25 protein-coding genes are annotated in these 21,602 nt (G+C 64.8%); 15 read left to right on the forward strand and 10 right to left on the reverse strand.

From position 1 onward, the window contains the following. Position 1 precedes the first annotated feature (1 nt). The 3 genes from P0M04_RS12495 to argH are packed head-to-tail and all read right to left on the reverse strand — an operon-like array spanning position 2 to position 2,364. On the reverse strand, positions 2–673 hold the full coding sequence (locus P0M04_RS12495; protein WP_259450785.1) for an HAD-IA family hydrolase: 672 nt from the start codon (positions 671–673) through the stop codon (positions 2–4). Between the two features lie 16 nt (positions 674–689). After that, the gene (locus P0M04_RS12500; protein WP_259450786.1) at positions 690–929 is read right to left on the reverse strand and encodes a hypothetical protein; all 240 of its coding nucleotides are present in this window, start codon (positions 927–929) and stop codon (positions 690–692) included. Positions 930–966: 37 nt separating this feature from the next. Further along, entirely contained in the window at positions 967–2,364 is a 1,398-nt protein-coding gene (gene argH / locus P0M04_RS12505) for an argininosuccinate lyase (protein WP_259450787.1), read from the reverse strand. Positions 2,365–2,516: 152 nt separating this feature from the next. On the opposite strand from argH, the gene P0M04_RS12510 reads away from it, so the two are divergent. From P0M04_RS12510 to P0M04_RS12520, 3 genes are all read left to right on the forward strand, one after another. Then, on the forward strand, positions 2,517–3,116 hold the full coding sequence (locus P0M04_RS12510) for a hypothetical protein (RefSeq protein ID WP_259450788.1): 600 nt from the start codon (positions 2,517–2,519) through the stop codon (positions 3,114–3,116). 94 nt (positions 3,117–3,210) lie between these two features. Further along, positions 3,211–3,654 carry a GNAT family N-acetyltransferase gene (locus tag P0M04_RS12515; RefSeq protein WP_259450789.1) on the forward strand — a complete coding sequence of 148 codons (444 nt, stop codon included), beginning with the start codon at positions 3,211–3,213 and terminating at the stop codon, positions 3,652–3,654. A 67-nt stretch (positions 3,655–3,721) separates the two neighbouring features. Beyond that, positions 3,722–4,942, forward strand: a complete 1,221-nt coding sequence (locus tag P0M04_RS12520; RefSeq protein ID WP_259450790.1) for a cyanophycinase — start codon at positions 3,722–3,724, stop codon at positions 4,940–4,942. On the opposite strand, the gene P0M04_RS12525 is transcribed toward P0M04_RS12520, so the two are convergent. Continuing rightward, positions 4,911–5,552, reverse strand: a complete 642-nt coding sequence (locus P0M04_RS12525; protein ID WP_259450791.1) for a DNA-3-methyladenine glycosylase I — start codon at positions 5,550–5,552, stop codon at positions 4,911–4,913. The genes P0M04_RS12520 and P0M04_RS12525 overlap by 32 nt on opposite strands. Positions 5,553–5,625: 73 nt before the next feature. Beyond that, positions 5,626–6,588 (reverse strand): transcriptional regulator FtrA, encoded by a 963-nt coding sequence (ftrA, locus tag P0M04_RS12530; protein WP_259450792.1) that lies wholly within the window; start codon positions 6,586–6,588, stop codon positions 5,626–5,628. A gap of 89 nt (positions 6,589–6,677) precedes the next feature. Between ftrA and P0M04_RS12535 the strand changes: the two genes are divergently transcribed. The 7 genes from P0M04_RS12535 (at position 6,678) to P0M04_RS12565 (ending at position 12,405) form a co-directional block, all read left to right on the forward strand. After that, positions 6,678–7,082, forward strand: a complete 405-nt coding sequence (locus P0M04_RS12535; protein WP_259450793.1) for a rhodanese-like domain-containing protein — start codon at positions 6,678–6,680, stop codon at positions 7,080–7,082. Next, entirely contained in the window at positions 7,072–7,554 is a 483-nt protein-coding gene (locus P0M04_RS12540) for a GNAT family N-acetyltransferase (protein WP_259450794.1), read from the forward strand. Before P0M04_RS12535 ends, P0M04_RS12540 begins: the two co-directional genes overlap by 11 nt. A gap of 32 nt (positions 7,555–7,586) precedes the next feature. Further along, entirely contained in the window at positions 7,587–8,255 is a 669-nt protein-coding gene (locus tag P0M04_RS12545) for a hypothetical protein (RefSeq protein WP_259450795.1), read from the forward strand. A gap of 14 nt (positions 8,256–8,269) precedes the next feature. Further along, complete coding sequence (locus P0M04_RS12550) at positions 8,270–9,682, forward strand: IgA Peptidase M64 (RefSeq protein WP_259450796.1); 1,413 nt, start codon at positions 8,270–8,272, stop codon at positions 9,680–9,682. Positions 9,683–9,767: 85 nt separating this feature from the next. After that, positions 9,768–10,280: a hypothetical protein gene (locus P0M04_RS12555; protein ID WP_259450797.1), complete on the forward strand. Its 513-nt coding sequence runs from the start codon at positions 9,768–9,770 to the stop codon at positions 10,278–10,280. Between the two features lie 154 nt (positions 10,281–10,434). After that, positions 10,435–10,971, forward strand: coding sequence for a hypothetical protein (locus P0M04_RS12560; protein WP_259450798.1), 537 nt, complete (start codon positions 10,435–10,437; stop codon positions 10,969–10,971). Positions 10,972–11,047: 76 nt separating this feature from the next. Further along, positions 11,048–12,405, forward strand: a protein-coding gene (locus P0M04_RS12565; protein ID WP_259450799.1) for an IS3 family transposase whose coding sequence is annotated in 2 segments (ribosomal slippage) — positions 11,048–11,524 and positions 11,527–12,405 — 1,356 coding nt in all. Because the reading frame shifts where the segments join, the coding sequence is not laid out codon by codon here. A 55-nt stretch (positions 12,406–12,460) separates the two neighbouring features. Here P0M04_RS12565 and parC read toward each other — a convergent pair. Both parC and P0M04_RS12575 read right to left on the reverse strand, forming a co-directional pair. Further along, on the reverse strand, positions 12,461–14,800 hold the full coding sequence (gene parC / locus P0M04_RS12570) for a DNA topoisomerase IV subunit A (protein ID WP_259450800.1): 2,340 nt from the start codon (positions 14,798–14,800) through the stop codon (positions 12,461–12,463). Between the two features lie 115 nt (positions 14,801–14,915). After that, entirely contained in the window at positions 14,916–16,916 is a 2,001-nt protein-coding gene (locus P0M04_RS12575) for a DNA topoisomerase IV subunit B (RefSeq protein ID WP_259450801.1), read from the reverse strand. A 295-nt stretch (positions 16,917–17,211) separates the two neighbouring features. Here P0M04_RS12575 and P0M04_RS12580 point away from each other — a divergent pair, with 295 nt between their 5' ends. Beyond that, positions 17,212–18,189 (forward strand): gamma-glutamyl-gamma-aminobutyrate hydrolase family protein, encoded by a 978-nt coding sequence (locus P0M04_RS12580; protein WP_259450802.1) that lies wholly within the window; start codon positions 17,212–17,214, stop codon positions 18,187–18,189. Here P0M04_RS12580 and P0M04_RS12585 read toward each other — a convergent pair whose 3' ends face one another. Further along, complete coding sequence (locus P0M04_RS12585; protein ID WP_259450803.1) at positions 18,190–18,642, reverse strand: Lrp/AsnC family transcriptional regulator; 453 nt, start codon at positions 18,640–18,642, stop codon at positions 18,190–18,192. A gap of 81 nt (positions 18,643–18,723) precedes the next feature. Here P0M04_RS12585 and P0M04_RS12590 point away from each other — a divergent pair, with 81 nt between their 5' ends. Together P0M04_RS12590 and P0M04_RS12595 are read left to right on the forward strand one after the other, a co-directional pair. Beyond that, a complete protein-coding gene (locus tag P0M04_RS12590; RefSeq protein WP_259450804.1) occupies positions 18,724–19,338 on the forward strand; it encodes a LysE family translocator in 615 nt (204 codons plus the stop codon). A gap of 81 nt (positions 19,339–19,419) precedes the next feature. After that, positions 19,420–19,767: a hypothetical protein gene (locus P0M04_RS12595; RefSeq protein ID WP_259450805.1), complete on the forward strand. Its 348-nt coding sequence runs from the start codon at positions 19,420–19,422 to the stop codon at positions 19,765–19,767. On the opposite strand, the gene P0M04_RS12600 is transcribed toward P0M04_RS12595, so the two are convergent. Next, positions 19,768–20,442, reverse strand: a complete 675-nt coding sequence (locus tag P0M04_RS12600) for an ArsR/SmtB family transcription factor (RefSeq protein ID WP_259450806.1) — start codon at positions 20,440–20,442, stop codon at positions 19,768–19,770. Between the two features lie 73 nt (positions 20,443–20,515). On the opposite strand from P0M04_RS12600, the gene P0M04_RS12605 reads away from it, so the two are divergent. Continuing rightward, positions 20,516–20,821 (forward strand): NIPSNAP family protein, encoded by a 306-nt coding sequence (locus tag P0M04_RS12605; protein ID WP_259450807.1) that lies wholly within the window; start codon positions 20,516–20,518, stop codon positions 20,819–20,821. Further along, positions 20,818–21,156 (forward strand): antibiotic biosynthesis monooxygenase family protein, encoded by a 339-nt coding sequence (locus tag P0M04_RS12610; protein ID WP_259450808.1) that lies wholly within the window; start codon positions 20,818–20,820, stop codon positions 21,154–21,156. Before P0M04_RS12605 ends, P0M04_RS12610 begins: the two co-directional genes overlap by 4 nt. Here P0M04_RS12610 and P0M04_RS12615 read toward each other — a convergent pair. Then, positions 21,146–21,592 carry an SRPBCC family protein gene (locus P0M04_RS12615; RefSeq protein ID WP_259450809.1) on the reverse strand — a complete coding sequence of 149 codons (447 nt, stop codon included), beginning with the start codon at positions 21,590–21,592 and terminating at the stop codon, positions 21,146–21,148. The genes P0M04_RS12610 and P0M04_RS12615 overlap by 11 nt on opposite strands. Between the last annotated feature and the right edge of the window lie 10 nt (positions 21,593–21,602).

Below are 21,602 nucleotides of genomic sequence, written 5' to 3' on the forward strand. Positions count from 1 at the left end.
GTTACGGCCGGCGCTGCACGCGCAGCAGGCCGTCGGCCGTCGTCACGGCGCGCAGATCCGCGTAATCGAGTACCGCGACGACGTCGGTGTCCAGCGGATGCGTGTGCGTGACCGTCACGACGATGCTGTCCATGCCGGCAGCAAAGGCCGAACGCAGGCCGGCCAGCGTGTCTTCGAACACGAGGCAGTCTTCCGGCTTCACGCCCAGCTTGCGTGCGCCCAGCAGGAACGGATCGGGCGCGGGCTTGCCCCGTTCGACGTCCTCGGCGGCCACCAGCACGGCCGGCAGCGGCAGGCCGGCCGCGGCGATGCGCGCTTCGGCCAGCGCCCGCGGCGCGGACGTGACGATGGCCCAGCGCCCGGCAGGCAGGCTGGCGATGAACGCGGCGGCGCCTTCGATGGCTTCGATGCCGGCTACGTCCTCGATCTCGGCCAGGGTGATGCGCGCCGCTTCCGCCACCGGGTCGACGCCCGGCAGTTCCAGCGCGCGGATGGTTTCCTCGGTGCGCTTGCCGTGGATGGTGGGCAGGAAGGCGGCCACGTCGAGCCCGTGGCTGGCGGCCCAGTCGCCCCAGACCCGCTCGGCGGCCTTGATGGAAGTGAGGATGGTGCCGTCCATGTCGAACAGGAAGGCGGAAAAGTCGCGTTGGGGCAGGGCTGGCGTTGCGGTCATGGATCTTTCTTGTGGGTTACAGTCGGCGCGAGTTGATCTTGCGGGCGTAGTGGTCGTGGACGTGCTGGCTGATGAAGCTCGACAGCCCGCGGCCGGCCCTGGCCAGTTCCTGCATCCTGGCGATGTTGGCGGCGCCGGCGCTGTCTTCCGTGTAGAGATAGCGGTCGCCGTTCCTGAACTGGACGATGATCTGGCCGGCGTCGATGTCGTAGGCGACGACGCCGGATTCGCGGCTCTGGTTGCCGTAGCGTTGCATGGGTGTCCTCCGTCAGGGCGGACACCCTGGGATGTCCTTATTCCGCCAATTGTGCCCGGACACGCGCAATGGCCGCGCGCACCTGATTCGGCGCCGTGCCGCCCACGTGGTCGCGCGCCGCGACGGAACCTTCCAGCGTCAGCACGGCAAACACGTCCTGCTCGATCAGCGGCGAGAACTCGCGCAGGCGCTCCAGCGACATTTCCGACAGGTCGCACTTGGCGTCGTCGCAAGCGCGCACGGCATGCGCCACGGCTTCGTGGGCGTCGCGGAACGGCAGGCCCTTCTTGACGAGGTAGTCGGCCAGGTCGGTCGCCGTCGCATAGCCCTGCAGCGCGGCAGCGCGCATGTTCTCGGGCTTGACCGTGATGCCGGATGCCATGTCGGTGAAGATGCGCAGCGTGTCCAGCACGGTGTCGACGGTGTCGAACAGCGGTTCCTTGTCTTCCTGGTTGTCCTTGTTGTACGCGAGCGGCTGGCCCTTCATCAGGGTCAGCAGGCCCATCAGGTGACCGTAGACGCGGCCCGTCTTGCCGCGCGCCAGTTCTGGCACGTCCGGGTTCTTTTTCTGCGGCATGATCGACGAGCCGGTGCAGAAGCGGTCGGCGATGTCGATGAAGCCGATGCGCGGGCTCATCCACGTCACCAGCTCTTCCGACATGCGCGAGATGTGCATCATCAAGACCGATGCGGCTGCCGTGAACTCGATGGCGAAATCGCGATCAGATACAGCGTCGAGCGAGTTGTGGCAGACGTCTTCGAAACCGAGGGTCTTGGCCACGCGCAGGCGGTCGATGGGGAAGGTGGTGCCCGCCAGGGCGGCGGCACCCAGCGGCAGGCGGTTCACGCGGCGGCGCGTGTCGGCCATGCGCTCGGCGTCGCGGCCGAACATTTCCACATAGGCCAGCAGGTGGTGGCCAAAGGTCACCGGCTGCGCGACCTGCAGGTGCGTGAAGCCCGGCATGATGGTGTCCGCGTTGCGTTCCGCCAGATCGGTCAGGGCGCCGCGCAGGCTTCTCAAGAGGGCGAGGATGTCGTCGATGGCGGCGCGCATGTACAGGCGGATGTCGGTCGCCACCTGGTCGTTACGGGAACGGCCCGTATGCAGGCGCTTGCCGGCGTCGCCGACCAGTTCCGTCAGGCGTTTTTCGATGTTCAGGTGCACGTCTTCCAGGTCGAGCAGCCACTCGAACTGGCCGGCTTCGATCTCGCCGCGGATCTGGGCCATGCCACGCTCGATCTCGGCGCGGTCCTGGGCGCTGATGATGCCCTGGGCGGCCAGCATCTCGGCGTGGGCGAGCGAACCCTGGATGTCGAACAGGGCCAGGCGCTTGTCGAAGAAGACCGACGCGGTGTAGCGCTTGACGAGGTCGGAGACGGGTTCGGAGAAGCGGGCCGACCAGGCTTCCGCTTTTTTGGCAAATTGATCAGTCATGATGGGAGACGGGTGACGGGATTTTCTTGGATTTCCTGATTATAAACTGTGCAGCCTTACCCCGGCGATTGCGCCCCGGTGACTTTCGTCCGCAAATGTCCGATCATGTCGCTGTTCTTGGCAATTCCACAATATAAAGACGGGAGACGGACATGAAGGCACGAGACTGGATGGGTTGGATTGCGGCGATGGCGATCGTGGGCGGGGCGCATGCCCAGCAACAGGTGCCGCCGGCACCGGCCGCAGCGACCACGTCCGCGGCAACGCCCGCCTCAAGCCCGACCGCGAGCCCGGCCGCCCGTCCGGCCGACGTCGCCACCGTCGACGGCATCGTTGCCGCGCTGTACGACGTCATCTCCGGCACGGCCGGCCAGCCGCGCGACTGGGACCGGATGCGCTCGCTGTTCGCGCCGGAAGGCAGGCTGATGGCCGTCGGTGCGCGGCCGGAGGGCGTGTACGCTCTGCGTGCCATGACGGTCGAGGACTATATCGTCCGTAACGCGAAGGCGTTCGCGACGATGGGCTTTTTCGAGCGCGAGGCGGCGCGCACCACGGAGACGTTCGGCCAGATCGTGCACGTGTTCAGCACGTACGAGTCGCGGCACGCGCGCGGGGACGCCGAACCGTTTCAGCGCGGCATCAACAGCATTCAGCTATACAACGACGGCAAGCGCTGGTGGATCGTGAACGTACTGTGGCGCGCCGAGGATGCATCGCTGCGCCTGCCGGAACGCTATCTGCCCAGGCGTTGAACGGTTCATGCACGCACGATTGGCGCAAACGTCCATGCAGGCCGGAACGGGGCTAGAATTGGTTTTTTTACCAGATTGACGGTTTGGCGTGTCCATGATTCCAACCACCAACGATTCCAGTTTCCAGGTCAGCACGGACCGGACGACGCTCGATATTCCCATGATCTACCGCTTCCTCAGCGAGCAGTCGACCTGGGCCGTCGGCATTTCCCGTACCGTGGTCGAGCGCTCGATCGAGAATTCGCTGTGCTTCGGCGGCTACCTCGACGGCCGGCAGATCGCGTTCGCGCGGGTCATGACCGACTATGCGACGATGGCCCATCTGTGCGACGTCTTCGTCGTGCCCGAGTACCGCGGGCGCGGCTACGCCAAGCAGCTGATCCGCATCGTCATGGAGCATCCGAGCCTGCAGCGCTTGCGCCGGTTCACCCTCAACACGAACGACGCGCACAGCCTGTTTGCCCGCTTCGGCTTTGCGCCGCCCGAGCGTCCGGACACACTGATGGAGCGCTACTACCCGAACATATATCTTTCCTGACCGGACGCAACACGCTGCCGGTCCTCTACAATCAGGCTTACTGTTTGTCGAAGTCGGGAAGGGTTTTATGGTTCGGTCCGCGTTGCGTCTTATTCTGGCCGTGCTGCTGCTGGCCGGCGCGCCCTGGTGCGCCGCTGCCGATGCTGCGGCGCAGCCCAAGGGATCCCTCGTCATCATCGGCGGCAATCTGCGCCCCTCGAACGGTCCCGTGTGGGAACGCATCATCCAGCTCGCGGGCGGCAAGGGGGCGCGCATCGCCGTGTTCGCGTCGGCATCGGGCACGCCGGAACGGTCCGGCAAGAGCCTCGTCGAGCGCCTCAACAGCTATGGCGCCAAGGCATTCTTCGTCCCCGTCGCGGTCAAGCTGTCCGGCAGTAACTACCAGGCCGCGGCTGATGACAGGGGCCTGGCCGAGGCCGTGCGCGGCGCGAACGGCGCGTTCTTCGCGGGCGGCGACCAGAGCCGCATCACGCGCGCGCTGCGCCACGAGGACGGCAGCAATACCCGGGTGCTCGACGCGCTGTGGGACATGTACCGGCGCGGCGGCGTGATCGCTGGCTCCAGCGCCGGTGCCGCCATCATGAGCAGCACGATGTTCGGGCGTCCCCGCACCGTGCTGGCCACGCTCAAGCTGGGTGTGGAAGAGGGCGAGGAGATCACGGACGGACTCGGCTTCGTCGGCGACGACGTCTTCATCGACCAGCACCTGCTCGTGCGCGGCCGCTTCGCGCGCATGCTGCCGGCCATGCTCAAGAAGGGCTACAAGCTGGGCCTCGGCATCGACGAGGACACGGCGATGGTCGTGCTGCCCAACCGCGACGTCGAGGTGATCGGCTACAAGGGCGCGCTCGTGCTCGACCTGTCAAACGCGATCGTGCACGAGGGCGCGTTCAACGTGACCAATGTACGCGTCAGCTACCTCGACAACGGCGACCACTTCAATATCGTCACCCGCGAATGCACGCCGTCCGATGACAAGGCCGACAACAAGCTCGATCCGTCGCGGCCCTACTATCGCGAACCGCTGTTCACCGCCGACATCCTCGGCAACAGCACCGTCGTCGACCTGATGAGCAAGCTGATCGACAGCGACCAGCCGGACGCCATCGGCATCACGCTCGGCAGCCCGAACGGCGTCCAGCCCGACCTCGGCTTCGAATTCCGTTTTACACGCACGGACGACAGCGCCGGCTACCAGTCGTCGTCGATGGAATCCTATTCGATCTACAACGTGCGGCTGGATATCCGGCCGATCCTCATCCGGCGTCCGCTGTATCAGTACAAATAGCGCCGCGCGGGCGCGCGAATCGCCCGCGTGCCTGCGCGACCTTGTTCCGGACGACGCATTGTTCGGCATGGTCATTGATCAGCCCCATCGCCTGCATGAACGCGTACACGGTCGTCGGCCCGACGAACTTCCAGCCCAGTTTCTTCAGGTCCTTCGACAGGGCGACGGCCTCCGCCGATGTGGACGCCGTCTGCGGTGCGGCGAGCTGCGCGGGGTCGGGTTCGTAGCGCCAGAAAAACGCGGCCAGCGAGCCCTCGCGCGCGACGAGGTCTCGTGCCATGCGGGCGTTGTTGATCACGGCTTCGATCTTGCCGCGATGGCGGACGATGCCTTCGTCGGCCAATAACCGCGCGACATCGCGGTCGGTGTATTCCGCGACCCGGGTGAAGTCGAACCCATCGAAGGCGGCCCGGAAATTCTCGCGCTTGGCGAGGATGGTGCGCCAGCTGAGTCCGGATTGGAACCCTTCCAGGCAGATCTTCTCGAACAGGCGCCGGTCGTCGCTGACCGGGAAGCCCCATTCGGTGTCGTGATAGTGCAAAAACTCGGGCGCGGCACCGCACCAGCGGCAGCGCGGCTGGCCGTCTGCGGCTATGAACATCGAACTCATGTTTGGACCATCCGATCGAATCGACAAGACTTTTTATTGTAATGACGAAATCCCCGATCGGTCTCTCCAAAAGTCACGACATGGCCCGCTCGTTGCTCTGGCGGCGATACTGTCCCGGCGGCGCCAGGCCGTGCGCGCGGAAATGCCGGCGCAGCGATTCGGCCGAGCCAAGCCCGGCCAGGTCCGCGACCGCATCGATGGCGAGTTGTGGCCGCGACTCCAGCAACTGCGTGGCCAGGGCGACCCGCTCGCGCACGAGCCAGCCGAGCGGCGCGAGGCCCGTTCTTTCCTTGAAGCGGCGCTGGAAGGTGCGTGTCCCCAGGCGTGCCTCGGCCGCCATCGAGGCCACCGTGTGCCCGGCGCGGATCGTTTCGCGCACGTGGTCCATGAGGCGGGCGATCGTGTCCACGCCGGCATCGGGCACGGGACGCGCGACGCGCTGCGCCTGGTCGCCGTCGCGATGCGCCGGGATCACGAGGCGTTGCGCGACCCGGTTCGCGACCTCCGCGCCGAAGTCGGCGCGCACGAGGTGCAGCAACATGTCGAGGCCGGCTGCGGAACCGGCCGACGTGACGATGTTCCCATCTTCGACGTAGAGCACGTCCGGGTCGATCGCGATGGCCGGGAAGCGGGCGTGCAGGTCGTCCAGGTAGCGCCAGTGCGTGGTGGCCCGGCGACCGTCGAGCAGGCCGGCGTACGCGAGCACGTACGCGCCCGAGCAGATCGAGCAGAGGCGTGCGCCCCGTGCGTGCGCCGCGCGCAGGGCGTCGACGAGGGCGGCCGGCGGCGCTTCGTACCGGTCGCGCCAGCCGGGGATGACGATGGTGTCCGCGTGGGCAAGCGCGTCGAGGCTGTGCGGCACATGCACGGTCAGGCCGCCCATCGCGCGCAGCGGACCGGGCTCGACGGCGCACACGGCGTGGTTGTACCAGCGCACGCCCAGCTCCGGGCGCTCGAGGGCGAACAGTTCGATGGCACAGCCGAATTCGAAGGTGCACAGGCCGTCGTAGGCGACGATGGCGACATGATGGTTCATGGCGCGATGTTACCAATTTCTGTCGCGCAAGGCACTGCCGGGGAGGCGCCGCGGCTGCGACACTGGCGTCTCACTGCAAGGAGAAACCCATGACCTCATCCGTATCCGCCATCCCTGCCGCCGGCAGCGACCGCGCCATCGCCCACTTCGGCACCGCTTTCGAATTCGAGACGGATTGCTGGGACGTCCACGACGCCATCGCTAACGGCAGGCAGGATTTCGTCCTGTTCGATGCGCGCAGCCCCGACCTGTATGCGCGCGGCCACGTGCCGCAGGCCATCAGCATGCCGCACGGGAAGATCGTGGAGGCGAAGCTGCGCGACTATCCGCTGGACACCCTGTTCGTCGTCTATTGCGCCGGCCCGCATTGCAACGGCGCGCACCGCGCCGCGTACCGACTGGCGAAGCTGGGGCGGCCCGTCAAGCTGATGATCGGCGGGGTCACGGGCTGGATCGACGAAGGGTTCGCGCTCGCGACCGGCCATGGCGAGTAACGCTTGTCCGATCCGGCCGGCCGGGCCGGACGACGCGGAGGCGCTCATCGGCATGATGCGCGCGTTGGCGGCCTTCGAGGGCTACTTGCCCCGGTTCCGGGTGACGGCCCGCGACCTGTGCGCCCGTGCCTTCGGGCCGGGCGCCCAGTGCGGGATCCTCGTCGCGCAAGGGGAGGATGGTCGGCTTGCCGGCTATGCCGTCTGGCTCGTCCAGGCGTTCACGTTCGACCTGCGCCCGACCGTGACGCTGAAGGAATTGTTCGTGGACCCGGCGTACCGGAACCGAGGCATCGCGGCGGACCTGCTTGCCGGCTTGCGGGGCGAGGCGGAACGCATCGACGCGGGACAGATCACGTGGCTCGTTCTGCCCACCAACGAGGCCGCGAAACGCCTGTACCGCCGCTTCGGCGGCGCGCCGGATCCCGACTGGGAACACTGGCGATTGATTGTCAGAAAGCCAAACCTGCGCTAGATTGCAACTTTCCTATCTCCGCGGGTTTGACCATGCATTTCGAAGTTCCGAAATCGAAGAAGCTGAAGGAGTTCGGCGGCGAGTACGTGATGATCGTCATCAGTATCCTCACTGCCCTCGCACTCGAGCACGCCGTACAGACCATCCACCACAAGCACCTCGCGCACGAGGCGGCCGAGAAGATCGAGGCGGAACTGCGTCTCAACGCGAAGGACGTTCAGAACGTGCTCGCGCATAACGAGAGCGATCTGAAGGAAGTCGAACGGGTGCGCGCCGAACTGTTGAAGGGCATCCACGACAAGGTCGCGGACGACGTGTTGATGGCGCGCTTCAAGACCGACTGGAAAAGAGGCATCACCCTCGGCATCCAGGTGCCCACGCTGCGCCACGAAGCATGGGATGCCGCCGTCGCCAACCAGGCCGTGACATGGATGCCGGACGAGCAGTTGCAGCGCTATGTGACGGCCTATGCCGATATCCGCGAGATACGGACGCTTACGGCCTCTGGCGGCGCGAACTTCCTCGACGGCCCGCGCATGATGGACATGCTGAGCGATCTCGAAACGGGTATCGCGACACCGCACCAGATGCTCAAGACGCTGACCCAGATACGCAGCGCGTACGGCAGCGTCGACGGCAACCTGGACGGCTTGCTGAAGAGCCTGCCCAAGGCCGACGCTGCAGTGGCTTCGGCGCATTGACGACGGAGAACATCATGATCCGATCGCTCTCGACCCTGCTCGCCGCCTGCGCCTTCCCCGCGCTGGCGCTGGCCGCCCAGCCCGCTACCGTCCGCGTCGACTACATCCACAGCGGCAATGCACTATCCGAACAGTACGCCATCGAGCGCGTGCTGATCGAACCGCTGCCGTGGCCGGGCGACACGGCGCGTCCGTTCGACGACACCAACCGCGGCAACAACCGCGTCGAGGTGGCCGATGCGAAGACGGGAGACTTGTTGTATTCGCGCGACTTTTCCACGGTGTTCGGCGAGTGGAAAACGACGGAAGAGGCGAACAAGCTCAGCCGTGGGTTCCACGAATCCGTGCGCTTTCCGAAGCCGGATCGCCCCGTGCGCGTGCGCATCCTGAAGCGCGACGAGCGCAACCAGTTCTCCGTCGCGTGGAGCGTGGACGTCGACACCGATGCGCAGGACGTCGTGCGCGCACAGGGGCCCGCGCCCGCGCAGCCGATCCCGATCAAGGTCGGCGGGCCGTCGCCACGCAAGGTCGACCTGCTCGTGCTGGGCGACGGTTATACGCAGGCCGAGATGCCGAAGTTCGAAGCGGCCGTGCGCCGCCTCGCGCAGCACCTGTTCGAGGTGTCGCCGTTCAAGGAGCGCGCGAACGATTTCAACGTGTGGGCACTGGCCGTGCCGACGCGGGAATCGGGCGTGTCGCGGCCGTCGACGGGCGTGCACCACGCGTCCGCGCTGGGCACGCGCTACGACATCTTCGGCAGCGAGCGCTATGTACTGACCCTGGACAATCGGGCGCTGCGCGACATCGCGCAATACGCGCCGTACGAGTTCATCGAAATCCTCGTCAACAACGACACGTATGGCGGTGGCGGCATCTTCGGCCAGTTCAGCACGGCGGCCGCGAACAACGACTGGACGGATTATTTGTTCGTGCACGAGTTCGGCCACCATTTTGCCGGGCTGGCCGACGAGTACTACACGTCGCCCGTCGCCTACCAGTCCAGCGGCGCGCGCATGGAGCCGTGGGAACCGAACGTGACGGCGCTGCGCGATCCGGCCCACCTGAAGTGGACGCAATACGTGCAGGCCGGCACGCCGCTGCCCACGCCGTGGCCCAAGGCCGAGTACGAAGCGTATTCGCGCGAGTACCAGAAAAAGCGTGCGGCGCTGCGGGCGGCCAACCGGCCGGAATCGGAGATGAGCGCGCTGTTCCGCGAAGACCTGGCGCACTCGAATGCCCTGTTTGCGCAGGCAAAATACCGCAAGGCGATCGGCGCGTTCGAGGGAGCGAACTACGAGGCGACCGGCTATTACCGTCCGGCCATGCAATGCATCATGTTCGACCGCAGCGGCGAGTTCTGCCCCGTCTGCCAGGACGGCATCAGCGACATCATCGACCTGTACGCGGGCCGCCCGGCCAACAAGTAGCACCGGCGGGTGCGCTGCCGAACAGAGTGACCCGCGCGGCGCACCTATCCTCGTTTCGACTAATCACCTACGAAACGGGATCATCATGAAAAAATTTCTCCCCACCCTTGCGTGCGCCCTGCTGGCGTCGTCGGCCTGGGCCCAGACCACCGCCAACACGGCGCCGATCGGCCAGGCTGTGTCCGGCCACAACACCACGGCCGCGGGCGTGTCCGGCACGGGCCTGCGCACGGACGGCACGGCGAACACCGGTTCCGCGCATGACGCCACGGGCCGCCAGGCCGCCGGCATCAACAATGCAGGCCAGGTCGTCGGCAAAAGCACGGCCGTGATCAATGCCGCGCCGGGCAAGGCCGACAACGTGAATGCCCAGGCCACCAACACGACGGCGCCCAACAACACCGACACCGATGCGGCCGCCACCGGCGGGCGCGGCAAGGCCGGTACGAAGGCCGAGAGCGAAGTCATGAAAGCGAACGCGCGGTCCGTGAAAGAGCCGCCGGGCAGCCGCATGAAGACGGAAGCGTCCGTCAAGGCAAGCCGGAAAAAGCACGCCGAGTCGAAGCGCAAGGGGGCAGAGAAGGCGGCCGAGCGCTGAAAAATCTTGTCACAAATTGGATGATGACCAGTATGTACTGCGTGCGCTGGCGAACAGAGCGGAAGTTGTCCGAAGCATATTCTGAAGTCCTGACTTAACAAAAACATATTGGTGCGTTACGGCGCGCCCCACCATAATCTTCAGGAGAACTACGATGAATAAACTGCTCGCCACCCTGATCGCCGGCCTGTTCGCCACCTCGGTTTACGCGCAATCCACGACCGCACCGGCGACCCCGGTCACGACCACCACCGACACCACGATGGCGTCGGGCCAGAGCGGCACGGCCGGCACGACGTCGACCGGCAATGCCGATGCCGACAAGAAAATCGCCAAGGCTAACGAGAAGGAAGCCAAGGAGATGTCGAAGCAGGATGAGAAAATCAACAAGGCCGTCGACAAGGCCAACGAGAAGAAGGCCAAGGCACACGACAAGGCCGTGAAGAAAGTCGACAAGGCCAATGAAAAGGTCGCGAAGGCTGACCCGGAAGACAAGGCCAAGGCCTCTGCCAAGGCCGAGGAAAAGGCTGCCGAAGCCAATTACGACGCCCAGAAGACCATGATCAAGGCCGACGAAAAGGCCCAGAAGAAGATCGTGGACGCCAACGCCGATAAAGCCAAGGCCCATGCCAAGGCCAACGAAAAGCGTGCCGAAGCCACCGCCGAAGCACATAAGGACGCCGCCAAGTAACCCAGGGCACCCATGAAAAAACGGACCCGCGTGAACTGAACCCCAAAAGTTGGACACCAACTTTTGGGGTTTTTTCATGGCGAAGTACGACGAGCATTTCAAGCTGTCGTTGGTACAGCAATACTTAGGTGGGGCGGCTGGTTACAAGTCGGTCGCCAAGCAGCATGGGGTGGACCATGAGATGCTCAGACGATGGGTTATGTCGTTCCGGGCTCACGGTGTGGATGGACTGAAGAAGAAGTTCAGCCATTACAGCGCCGAGTTCAAACTGTTGGTGCTTCGGCACATGTGGGACAATGCTCTCGGACTTGGCCAGACGGCCGCATTGTTTAACATCCGCAGCCCGGGTAGCTTGATTGTTTGGGAGCGAGAATACCGCCGAGAAGGGCTGGATGGCCTGACGGCACGCCCACGAGGAAGGCCAAAAGTCATGTCAGTAGGTCCAGCAAAACCAGAGTCGAAACCCGACAATGAGAAGTCTCGGGAAGATCTGCAGGCCGAGTTGGACTATCTGCGCATGGAGAATGCGTACCTAAAAAAGTTGCAAGCCTTAGTTCAAGCCAGGCCAAAGCAAGTGCCGCCGAAAAAGCGCAAATAGTGCAGGAACTAAGGCAACAATATCCAATCACTGGTTTGCTCATGGCGGCGCAACTGTCGCGCAGCACGTTCTATTACCAGCTAGGTTTGCGGCATCAGGACGACAAGTACAACGACCTGAAGGACACGATCAAAACCGTCTTCGAGCGTCACAAGGGACGCTATGGTTACCGACGTATCACGGCTGTCGTCCGACAATTGGGGTATGTGGTCAATCACAAGGTGGTCCAGCGTTTGATGGGCGTGCTGGGTCTGAAGTCGCTTGTGCGACCGAAGAAGTACCGCTCATTCAAGGGCGATGTGGGCCAGGCCGCACCGAATGAGCTGCAGCGCCAATTCAAGGCCGAAGCACCCAATCAGAAGTGGGTGACGGACGTGACCGAGTTTAACGTTGCGGGTGAAAAGCTGTACCTGTCGCCGATACTGGATTTGTACAACGGCGAGATCATCGCTTTTGAAACCAACAAACGTCCCGTCTTCGATATGGTGAGCTCGATGCTCAAGACGGCACTGGCCAGGCTGCAGCCACATGAGAGGCCGATGCTGCATTCCGACCAGGGGTGGCAATATCGGATGCCCGCCTTCCAACGTCAGTTGCGCGAGCGGGAACTTGTACAAAGCATGTCCCGCAAAGGCAACTGTCATGACAATGCAGCCATGGAAAGCTTCTTCGGGATACTCAAGTCCGAGTTCTTCTACCTGAACAGATTCAACAGCGTAGACGAGTTACGCGCCGGCCTGGCCGACTACATCCACTATTACAATCACGAACGCATCAAACTCAAACTAAAAGGCCTGAGCCCTGCTCAGTACAGGACTCAGGCCGTGGCTGCCTAGCAAACTAACTGTCCAACTTTATGGGGTCAGTTCACGCGGGTCCGTTTTTTTGTTATCAGGCGCCGTCGCCCGTGGTACGCATCGCGAGGTCTTTCGCCTTCAGCTTGGCCGACAACGGCTTGCCCTTGTTGGCGCGCTTGCCGAAGTGCGGCTCCAGGCCGGACGCGAACAACTCCACCGTGCGCGGCTTGTCGCCGGCCCAGGTGCCGACCACGTTCAGGCCCTTCTGGCTGATCGGTTGCACGGCCAGCAGCTTTTCCTTCGGCTCCAGGCCCATCAGGATCACGCCGCGGCCGCCGTTCTGCAACACCTTCATTTCGTCGATGCCGAACACCAGCACGCGCCCCTTTTCGGACAGGCAGGCGATGGCGCCCGCATTGTCCACCACGACGCGCGGCGCCAGCGGCACGGCGCCGTCGTCCAGCGTGATAAACGATTTACCACCTTTCAGGCGCGTGATCATGTCGCCGGCCTTCGTGATGAAGCCGAAGCCGGTCGTCGTCGCGAGCAGCAGGCGCGTCTCGGCCGGGCCCACGTAGTAGTACAGGATGCGACCGCCGCCCGACAGGTCGACGAGCGTCGTGATGGGCACGCCGTCGCCGCGCGCGCCGGGCAGGGCGGCCACGGGCACGGAATACACCTTGCCGTTGTCGCCGACGCACAGCAGCGTGTCGACCGTGCGGCACTCGAACGCGCCGTACAGCGAGTCGCCCGCCTTGAACGTGAACTGGGCCGGATCGTGGCCGACGCCGGTGCGAGCGCGCACCCAGCCCTTCTCGGACACGATGACGGTCACCGGCTCGTCGATGATCTTCTGCTCGGCCACGGCCTTCTGGGCTTCCTCGATCAAGGTGCGGCGGTCGTCGCCGTACTGCTTCGAGTCGGCCTCGATCTCGCGGATGATCAGGCGCTTCATCGACGACGGGTTCTCGAGGATGTCTTCCAGCTTTTCCTTTTCGCCGCGCAGTTCGGCCAGCTCCTGCTCGATCTTGATCGCTTCCAGGCGCGCCAGCTGGCGCAGGCGGATCTCGAGGATGTCCTCGGCCTGGCGCTCCGACAGCTTGAACCGGTCGATCAGCGCGGCCTTCGGCTCGTCCGAGTTGCGGATGATGTGGATGACCTCATCGATGTTCAGCAGGACGATCTCGCGGCCTTCCAGGATGTGGATGCGGTCGTTGACCTTGCCCAGCTTGAATTCCGTGCGGCGGCGGACCGTGACGAAGCGGTACTCGATCCATTCCTGCAGGATCTCGGTGAGACCCTTCTGGCGCGGACGGCCGTCGCCGCCGATCATCACGAGGTTGATCGGAGCCGACGTTTCCAGCGACGTGTGCGCCAGCAGCATCAGCATGAATTCGGTCTGGTCCTGGTTCTTCGACTTCGGCTCGAACACGAGGCGCACCGGCGCTTCGCGGCCGGATTCGTCGCGCACGGCGTCCAGCGCGCCGAGGATCGTCTGCTTCAGCGTGAGCTGCTCGGGCAGCAGGGTCTTCTTTCCGACCTTGATCTTCGGGTTCGTGAGTTCCTCGATCTCTTCCAGCACGCGCTGCGCCGACACGCCGGGCGGCAGCTCGGTGACGACGGCCTGCCACTGGCCGCGCGCCAGTTCCTCGATCTTCCAGCGCGCGCGCACCTTCATCGAGCCGCGGCCCGATGCGTACATGTCGGCGATGGCGGACGCCGGGGTGATGATCTGGCCGCCGCCCGGATAGTCCGGACCGGGCATGAAGGTCATCAGCTCGGCATGCGTGATCTTCGGATTGCGGATCATCGCGACGGCGGCGGTGGCCACTTCGCGCAGGTTGTGCGACGGGATCTCGGTCGCCATGCCGACCGCGATGCCGGATGCGCCGTTCAGCAGCAGCATCGGCAGGCGCGCGGGCAGCGTGCGCGGTTCCTCGCTCGAACCGTCGTAGTTCGGCTGGAAGTCGACGGTGCCCATGTCGATCTCGTCGAGCAGCAGGCGCGAGACGGGCGTCAAACGGGCTTCCGTGTAACGCATCGCCGCGGCGCCGTCACCGTCGCGCGAGCCGAAGTTACCCTGGCCGTCGATCAGCGGGTAGCGCAGCGAAAAGTCCTGGGCCATGCGCACGAGGGCGTCGTACACCGACTGGTCGCCGTGCGGGTGCAGCTTGCCGAGCACGTCGCCGACGACGGTCGCGGACTTGCGCGGCTTCGCGGTCGGGCCGAGACCCAGTTCGTTCATCGAGTACAGGATGCGGCGCTGGACGGGCTTCTGGCCGTCCGAGACGTCCGGCAGCGCGCGGCCTTTGACGACCGAGACGGCATAGTCCAGGTACGCGCGTTCCGCGAAGGTGGACAGGGTCAGCGTCTCGGCGTCGTCGCCGCCGCCGCCGGGGGGAGTGGTTTGTTCGAAGAGGCTTGCTTGGGTCATTTTGTTTGTTCGTTCATGCAAACTTGGGTTCCCGCCTGCGCGGGAACGACGTGCTAATTTTGTTGGCCGTAAGACCGTCGTCCCTGCGAAGGCGGGGACCCAATTTTTTTGCTTATCAGATATCCGCTTCCGTCTCGTTCCCGTGCTCTTCCAGCCATGCACGGCGGGCGGCGGCTTCGCCTTTACCCATCAGCATGTTGAAACGCGCCGACGATTCGGCCAGGCCGTAGTCGCCGAAGGCCACCGGCAGCAGGCGGCGGGTGTCCGGGTTCATCGTCGTTTCCCACAGCTGCTCGGCGTTCATCTCGCCCAGGCCCTTGAAGCGGGAGATGCTCCACACGCCTTCCTTCAGGCCTTCCTTCTTGAGCTTGTCCTCGATGGCGAGCAGTTCGCCGTCGTCCAGCGCGTACAGCTTCTGGATCGGCTTCTTGCCGCGCGCCGGCACGTCCACGCGGTACAGCGGCGGGCGCGCGACGCACACGTGGCCGTTCTTGAAAAGAGCGGGGAAGTGCTTGAAGAAGAGCGTCAGCAGCAGGACCTGGATGTGCGAGCCGTCGACGTCCGCATCGGACAGGATGCAGATCTTCCCGTAGCGCAGCCCCGAGATATCCGGGTTGTCGTCCGGGCCGTGCGGGTCGACGCCGATCGCCACCGCGATGTCGTGGATCTCGTTGTTCGCGAACAGGCGGTCGCGGTCGGTCTCCCACGTGTTCAGGACCTTGCCGCGCAGCGGCAGGATCGCCTGGAATTCCTTGTCGCGGCCCATCTTCGCGGAACCGCCCGCCGAATCGCCCTCGACGAGGAACAGCTCGTTGCGGGTGATGTCCGTCGATTCGCAATCGGTCAGCTTGCCCGGCAAAACGGCCACGCCGGACGACTTCTTCTTCTCGACCTTTTGCAGCGAACGGAGACGCGACTGCGCCTGCTTGATGACGAGTTCCGCCAGCTTGCGGCCGTATTCGACGTGCTGGTTCAGCCACAGTTCGAGCGGCGGCTTGGTGAACGCCGACACGAGTTTCACCGCGTCGCGCGAGTTCAGGCGTTCCTTCGTCTGGCCCTGGAATTGCGGGTCCAGGACTTTTGCCGACAGCACGAACGAGACGCGCGCGAACACGTCTTCCGGCAGCAGCTTGACGCCCTTCGGCAGCAGCGAGTGCATCTCGACGAAGCCCTTCACGGCGCCGAACAGGCCGTCGCGCAGGCCGGATTCGTGCGTACCGCCGCTGACCGTCGGGATCAGGTTGACATAGGATTCGCGTACCACCGAACCTTCCTCGGTCCAGGCCACGACCCACGCCGCGCCTTCGCCTTCGGCAAAGCCTTCATCGCCCGCGGCGGCGTATTGCGCCCCTTCGAACAGCGGGATCACGGTCTGGCCGCCGCCTGCCGTCTGCGCCAGCGCTTCCGTCAGGTAGCCGCGCAGGCCTTCGTCGTAGCGCCAGGTCTGGGTGTCGCCCGTCTTCGCATTCGTCAGCGTGACGGTGACGCCCGGCAGCAGCACGGCCTTCGAGCGCAGCAGGCGCTGCAGCTCGCTCATCGGGATGTTCGGCGAGTCGAAATATTTACCGTCCGGCCAGGCGGTGACGCGCGTGCCGTTCTTCTTGCCGCCCCGTTCGAACGGCTCGGAGGTCAGCGGCTCGATGACGTCGCCGTCGGCGAACACGAGTTTGTGCACGCCGTTGCCGTCGTCGTCCTTGCGCCACACGGTGATTTCCAGGCGCTTGGACAGCGCGTTCGTGACGGACACGCCCACGCCGTGCAGGCCGCCCGAGAACGCGTAGGCGCCGCCCGAACCCTTGTCGAACTTGCCGCCGGCGTGCAGGCGGGTGAACACGATCTCGACGGTCGAGACACCTTCTTCCGGGTGCAGGCCGACCGGGATGCCGCGGCCGTCATCCTCGACGGTGATGGAACCGTCCGCGTTCATCGTCACGTCGATGTTCTTGCAGTGGCCGCCCAGCGCCTCGTCCGAGGCGTTGTCGATCACTTCCTGGATGATGTGCAGCGGATTTTCGGTGCGTGTGTACATGCCCGGACGCTGCTTGACGGGCTCCAGTCCTTTCAGGACGCGGATGGATGATTCGCTGTAATCGGGTGCGGGTTTCTTGGTGGCCATGCTTGATCTTCAATCATTCGAATGCTGCGCATTCTATCTTGTCGCGCGGAAAATAAGCGACTTCACGCGGTGGGTTCTACGGGACGGGACGCGGCACGCCGGCAAAACAACTGTATGGAAATACAGTATTTTTGCCTGTTAAGCGCAAGTTTGCAAGTGTTCGTTGCGCGGATTGCCAAGTCTGCGGCATCCCGGCATCCTGTGCATATACGGGTGGCTGCGGGCATTTCATTACTAAAACGATATTTTTTTTAAAACGAATCGTGCGCGACCGTCGCAAGGATATATTGAGACCATGGCTTTGGACAATGACAAGCACATCGACGAACCGAACGAACCGGCCGAAGCCGGCCCGCCACCGCGCGTGCCCGACCGGCGCGCCGGCGGCAATGCGTCGCGCTACCTGCGTACCGACGACACGCCGCTGAACCTGGCCGGCCGCGTGTTGCGCTCGCGCTGGCGCGCCCTGGCCGACAAGTTCAACCGCGACTTCATGCGCCGCACGCTGCGCATCGGCGTCTCTGCCCGCATCTTCCACCCGGAAGAGGGCGCGAAAGGCCTGCGCAGCAAGAACCTGCAATACCTGGAAGAATCGATCGCGCAATGGGTGATGTCGCGCGACGTGCTGGTGTTCATGGTCCCGACCGTCAATACGAACGGGTTACTCCACCCCAGCAATATCACGATGCGTCATTACGCGCGCCACCTGGACGGTCTCGTGCTGCAGGGCGGGGCGGACGTGTCGCCGATGACGTATTCCGAAGCGCCGACGCGGCCCGAATGGAGCGGCGACCGCGCGCGCGACGTCTACGAACTGGAACTGCTGCACGAATTCGTCGACGCGGGCAAGCCCGTGCTGGGCATCTGCCGCGGTTGCCAGCTGATCAACGTCGCATTCGGCGGCACCTTGCACCAGGATATCGTGACGAACGTTGCCGGCGCCCAGCCGCACGTGCACGACATCTACGACGCGCACCGCCATGCCATCGTCTTCCCGCACGGATCGTCGCTGCGCAAGATGTTCCCCAAGCACGAGCGCGCCGTCGTGAACTCGATCCACCACCAGGCCGTCAAGGACCTCGGGCGCGACATCCACGTGGAAGCGATGTCCGAGCCGGACGGCGTCGTCGAGGCGATCCGCTACCAGCGCGCGCCGTTCGTGATGGGCCTGCAATGGCATCCGGAATTCCACCGCGCCACGGGCGGCGACCTGCTCGACTGCACGCCGGTGCTGGATGAATTCCTGCGCGCCGCACGCGAAACGCGCCTTTGATCACAGCGGCAGGGGCCGGCCCTGCACGACGCTCTTCATCACGAGCGTCGACGTCAGCCGCAACACGTTCGGCAAGGTCGACAGGCTGTCGTCCCACAGTTTCTGGTACGCCGCCAGGTCCGTCGTGATGACGTTCAGGATGTAGTCCGGGTCGCCGAACAGGCGCTGTGCCTGGATGATTTCGGGAACACCCGGCACGCCTTCTTCGAAGGCACGTACGCTGTCCCGGTCGGTGGCGCGCAGCGTGACGAACACGATGGCCGAGAAATTGAGTCCGACGGCCGCCGGCGCGATGGTCGCCCGGTAGTCGGCAATGATCCCCGCGTCTTCCAGTGCGCGCACGCGCCGATGGCATGGCGACAGGCTCAAGCCGATGCGTTCTGCCAGGTCGGTGAGAGAAAGTCGTCCGTCTTTCTGTAGTTCCGCAAGAATCTTTCGGTCATATTCATCCATGCGAGAGATGTTGCCTGATATGCGCGTTTTTTGACAAGAGTCAGGAAGCACATTTTTGGCGCGGCGCAGTACGCTGTCGTCATGAATACACATACCCTCCTGCTGTTTTCCGCGACCGTCCTGCCGCTCGTGTGCACGCCCGGCCCGGACATCCTGTTCATTGCGTCGCAAGCGATGTCCGGTGGCACGCCGGCCGGACTGCGCGCCACGACGGGCGTGCTGCTCGGCTACTGCGTCCATTCCTTTCTCGTCGCGCTCGGTCTCGCCGCCGTCGTGGCGGCGTCACCCGTCCTGTTCGAGGCGATCCGCTGGGTCGGTATCACGTATCTGATTTACCTGGCCTCGAAGCTGATCCGGGCGGCGTTGCGCTCCGGCGAGCTCGTCGTACCCCAGGGACAGGTGACGAACCAGCTCGGCAAGGGTTTTCTCACGTCCCTGCTCAATCCGAAAGGAATGATGGTGTATGTCGCCATTCTGCCCCAGTTCATGGACCGGCACGGGAACACGACCCTGCAGGCGGTCGTCCTGTCGGCGGCCTTCATGTTCTGGTGCGCGGTCGTGTACGCCTCGCTGTGCCTGGCCCTGGGCCGGGTGGGGCGGCGCCGGCTCAGCGACACCCGGCGTCGGGTGATCGACGGCTCGGCCGGCGGCATGGTCCTCGTGGCGGCAGGATTCATGGCGCTGGTCCGGCAGTAAGCAGATTGCGCTTGCGTTCAGCATCGTCCCGATCCATAATCGAAACGAGAATCATTCTCATCTAAACTTCGAGGAGGTCTTATGGAAGACGATCTGCTGGACGAACTGAACGCGCCGAACGGGCGGCGTACCACGCGCCACGAACTGCTCGTGGCGGCGCTGCTGCACCTGATGTCGCAATACACGGTGAACAATGCGGATGCCTGCGACCGCGCGAGCGGCGACGGTCCGTGCGTGAAACTGGCCTCGGTAATCGAGCGTCACCTGAATGCGCTGGCGCGCCTGCCGGATGCCGATCCGGTGCTGCGCGCCACGTGCGAACAACTGAGCGTGAAATGGGCGGGCCTCGTCGACCGCGGCCTGCCGGCGCCCATCAAGCGCCCGCTGCTGGCGCGGATCCTGGGGCAAGGCCGGCCGTCGTTGGCTTGATCAGTCCAGCCAGGCGCGCAATGCCGCCTCGCCGTCCGCGCTGAACGCGAGCACGCGCGACTCCGGCACGCGGCGCGCCCAGCCCAGTTGCTGGAAGCGGTCCAGCAGCGCCGTCCCGAGGGCGCCGGCCAGGTGATGGCGGCGCTCGCTCCAGTCCAGGCAATGCCGGCACAGCGGCCGGCGCGTGGCGGCGGGCAGCGGAGCTATGCCCAGTTGCGCGACGAGCGCGCGGCCCGCCTCCGTGAGCGCGACGCCGCCCGCATCCAGCGCGAACGCGCCGCGCCGGGCCAGGCTTTCGTAGACGAGCACCCCGAGTTCGCCCGCCAGATGGTCGTAGCAAACGCGCGCCTTGCGCAGCGCCGGCTCGCGCGGACTGGAACGGACGCGCACGGCGCCCGTGCCGAACGCGATGCCCATCATGGATTCGAGCAAATGCGCGACGTCGGCATCGGCGATGCGGAAATAGCGGTGCCGGCCCTGCGCCTCGACGGCGAGCAGGCCCGCCTCGCGCAGCTTGGCGAGATGTGTGCTGATCGTCTGGCGCGTGACGCCGGCGGCGTCGGCCAGCTCCGTCGCCGTCAGCGCCATGCCGCTCATCAGCACGTTCAGCACTTCGGCGCGCGCCTGGTCGCCGATCAGTGCGGCGATGTTCGCGATATTCGGTCCGTCTCTCATACTTCGATCTTAGCCGAAGCATCGGCCCAGGGCCAGTGACTACCATGGGGCTTCAACGTTACGAGGAGCCATCATGCCCATCACCTGTTTCATCCGCTACGAGATCGACCCCATCCAGCGCGACGCCTTCCGCGAGTATGCCGAGAACTGGGGCCGCATCATCCCGAGGCTGGGAGGCCGCCTGCTCGGCTACTTCCTGCCGCACGAAGGCACCAATTACGAGGCGTGGGGCCTCGTCGGCTTCGACAGCCTGGCCGATTACGAAGCGTATCGGCTGCGCTTGAAGAAAGACGAAGAGGCAGTGGCGAACTTCCAGTTCGCGCGTGAACAACGCTTCATCCTGCGCGAGGAGCGCACGTTCCTGGAAAACGTCGCATGATCGCCGTGATCTTCGAAGTGGAACCGGCGTCCGGCAAGCGCCAGGATTACCTGGACGCGGCCGCCGCGCTGCGTCCCGAGCTGGAAGCGATCGACGGCTTCATCTCCATCGAGCGCTTCGCATCGCTGACGCGGCCGGAGAAGATGCTGTCGCTGTCGTTCTGGCGCGACGAGGAAGCCGTCAAACGCTGGCGCACCTTGCCCGCGCACCGGGCGATGCAGGCGGCCGGGCGGGCTGGCATCTTTGCCGATTACCGCCTGCGCGTGGCCGCCGTCGTGCGCGATTACGGGTTGCACGAGCGCGACGAGGTGCCGTCCGACCTCGTCACTCCTTGATTTCGGGTTCGACGAGCTGCGTGAGAAGCTGCAGCGATTCCTGCCAGCCGAGGTAGCACATCTCGGCGGGAATCGCGGCCGGGATGCCTTCCTGCCTGACCTTGATCTCGACGCCGCAGAAGACTTCGCGCAGCTGCACGGTCGTCTGCATGCGGCCGGGCAGGTTGGGATCGTTGAATTCGGCCGTGTAGACGAGGCGCTTGCCCGGTTCCAGCTCCAGGTATTCGCCGCCGAACGAGTGGCTCCCGCCCGTCGTGAAATTCGTGAACGACATCCGGTAGCGGCCGCCGACACGGGCGTCCTGTTCGTGCACGGTGCACGTGAAGCCGTGCGGCGGCAGCCACTTGGCGACGGCAGCCGGCGTCAGGAAGGCGCGGTAGACGCGGTCGGCGGTGGATTTCAGGACGCGGTGCAACTCGACGGTATTCGTGGACATGATGGTCTCC

This window comes from Telluria mixta (genome assembly GCF_029223865.1).
GTDB classification, from domain to species: Bacteria; Pseudomonadota; Gammaproteobacteria; order Burkholderiales; family Burkholderiaceae_D; genus Telluria; species Telluria mixta.